Annotated in this window: 1 protein-coding gene; it reads left to right on the forward strand. The window is 75.5% G+C overall.

Features of this window, described 5'->3' with window-relative positions; genetic code table 11:
- Positions 1-2994: type I polyketide synthase (locus Apa02nite_RS50620; protein WP_203831560.1), on the forward strand; the 2994-nt coding region annotated here is incomplete at both ends.

Consider the following 2994-nt stretch of genomic DNA (forward strand, 5'->3'; position numbering starts at 1 on the left):
CGCTGTCGTGGAGACGCTGACGTTCAGCGAGCCGCGCCTGGCCGTGGTTTCGACCGTGGACGCCGATGGCGACTGGACCGATCCGGAGTACTGGGTGCGGCAGGTCCGCGAACCGGTCCGGTTCGCCGACGCCGTGGCCCGCCTCGACGCGACCCGGGTCCTGGAGATCGGCCCGGACACCGTGCTCGCCACGCTCGTGCCCGGTGCGGTCGCCGCGCTGCGCCGGGACCGCGACGAGGTCACCACCGTGTTCACCGCGCTCGGCGCGCTGTTCACCGCCGGTGTGCCGGTGACCTGGCCGGCGGTTTTCGCCGGGACCGGCGCCACCCGCACCGAGCTGCCCACCTACGCGTTCCAGCACACCACCTACTGGCCCACCCCGCGCCCCGCCCGGCCGGTCACCGACCCGGCCGGGCTCGGCCTGGTCGGCACCGGCCACGCGCTGCTGGGCGCCGCGGTCGAACTGCCCGGCTCGGCGGACACCGTGCTCACCGGCCGGCTCGCCATCGCCACCCACCCGTGGCTGGCCGACCACGTCGTGCTCGACCGGATCGTCGTCCCCGGCACCGCCCTGGTGGAGATGGTCCTCGCGGCCGCGGAGCGTGCCGGCGTGCCCGGCATCGAGGAACTGCTGCTGCAGACCCCGCTGACACTGTCCGCCGACGGCGGCGTCCAGGTCCGGGTCACCGTCGCGGCGGACGCCCAGGACGGCCGGCACGCGGTTACCCTGCACGCCCGCGCCGACGAGACCGAACCGTGGACGCCGCACGCCACCGGCCAGCTCACCGGCGACCTCACCACGATGCAGGACGCCGGGCTGACCGTGTGGCCGCCGACCGGCTCCGAACCGGTCGACCTCACCGGCTACTACCCGGGGCTGGCCGAGGCCGGCATGGCCTACGGACCCGCCTTCCAGGGCCTGCGCGCGGCCTGGCGGCGCGGCCACGACGTGTACGCCGAGATCGCCACCGACCAGACCGGTGCCGGGTACGCGGTGCACCCGGCCCTGTTCGACGCCGCCCTGCACGCCGTCGGCGCCGCCGGGCTGCTCGCCGGGCCGGGTGTCCGGCTGCCGTTCGCGTTCACCGGCGTCCGCGTGGCGGGGGAGGCCGGCCCGCTGCTGCGCGCCCGGCTGAGCGCCGCCACCGCACCGGACAGCGTGCGGGTCCGGCTCGCCGACGGCTCCGGCCGCCCGGTCGCCGAGGTCGACCAGCTCACCCTGCGCCCGGTCTCCGGCGCGCAACTGTCCGCGAGCGATCGCCTGCTCTACGGCGTGCACTGGACCCCGGTGGACGCCACCGCCGTCGCCGAGCCGTCCGTGTCGATCCCGCTCGGCGCCGCCCTGCCGGCACCTGCCGCGGTGGTGCTGGTCGACGCGACCGCGCCCGGCACCGCCCTCGACCGCAGCACCGCGCTGCTCGCCCTGCTGCACGCGTGGCTCGCCGACCCGGCCTGGTCCGGCTCCCGGCTGGTGGTGCGCACCCTCGGCGCGGCCGGCGACGACGTCATCGACCCGGACGGTGCCGCGCTGTGGGGCCTGATCCGCTCCGCGCAGGCCGAGTACCCGGACCGCATCCACCTGCTCGACACCGCCGGCACGACGTTCTACGACCTGCCGGAAGCGGTGGTCCGCGACGGCGTGACCCTGGTGCCGCGCCTCACCCGGCTCGCCGCACCCGGCACGGCCGGCCTCGGCGACGGTGTCGTGGTGGTGACCGGTGCGACCGGCACGCTCGGTGGGCTGGTGGCCCGGCACGTGGCCGAGGCCTACGGGGTTCGTGAGCTGCTGTTGCTGTCCCGTTCCGGTGGGACTCTCGACATCGATGGTGTCAACGTGCGCGCGGTGGCCTGCGATCTGGCTGACCCGGTCGCGGTCGTCGAGGCGTTGCGGGGTGAGCCGATGACCGCGGTGATCCACGCGGCTGGGGTGCTCGACGACGCGCTGCTGGCCGACCTGACCCCGGAGCGGCTCGCCACGGTGTTCCGGGCCAAGGTCGACGCGGCCCGCAACCTGCGCGAGGCCACGCGGGACCTGCCCCTAGCCGCGTTCGTGCTCTACTCCTCGGCTGCCGGACTGTTCGGGACCGCGGGGCAGGGCAACTACGCGGCCGCAAATGCGTTTCTCGACGCGTACGCCATCGGTTTGCGATCCGAAGGCGTCCCGGCGACCTCGTTGGCCTGGGGTTTGTGGGACGCCGGGATGGGCGGCGCGCTCAGCGACGCCGACCGGGCCCGGGCCCGGCAGGGTGGCATCGTGCCGCTCACCGCCGAGCAGGGCCTGGCCGCCTTCGACGCCGCGCTCGCCGCGGACCGCGCGGTCGTCGCACCGCTCGGCCTCGACCTCACCGCGCTGCGCGACCGTCCCGGCATGGCGCCGCTGCTGAGCGACCTGGTGCGCCCCGGCCGCCGTGCCGCTGCCCCGGCCGCCGACGGTCTCGCCGCCCGCCTTGCCGGCCTGACCGGCGCCGACCGCGAACGCACCGTGCTCGACCTGGTCCGCACCCACGTGGCCGCGGTGCTGGGCCACGCCGACGCGGACGCGGTCGAGGCCGGCCGGGCGTTCCAGGAGCTGGGCTTCGACTCGCTGACCGCGGTCGAGCTGCGCAACCGCCTCGGCACGGTGACCGGGCTGCGGCTGCCCTCGACCCTGGTCTTCGACTACCCGACTGTCACTGCGCTCGCCGGCTACCTGATCGGCGAGCTCATCGGTGCGGGCGCGACGGACGTGCCGGTGGTGACCGCTGCCGCCGCCTCCGACGAGCCGATCGCGATCGTGGGCATGGCCTGCCGTTATCCGGGCGGGGTCGCCTCGCCGGAGGATTTGTGGGATCTGGTCGCGGCGGGTGGCGAGGGGATCGGGCTGTTCCCGGAGGATCGCGGGTGGGCGGACATCTATCACCCGGACCCGGATCACCCCGGCACGTCGTATACCCGGGAGGGTGGCTTCCTTTACGGCGCGGGTGACTTCGACCCGGGGCTGTTCGGCATCTCGCC

Source organism: Actinoplanes palleronii (assembly GCF_016862315.1).
In the GTDB taxonomy this organism is placed as follows: Bacteria; Actinomycetota; Actinomycetes; order Mycobacteriales; family Micromonosporaceae; genus Actinoplanes; species Actinoplanes palleronii.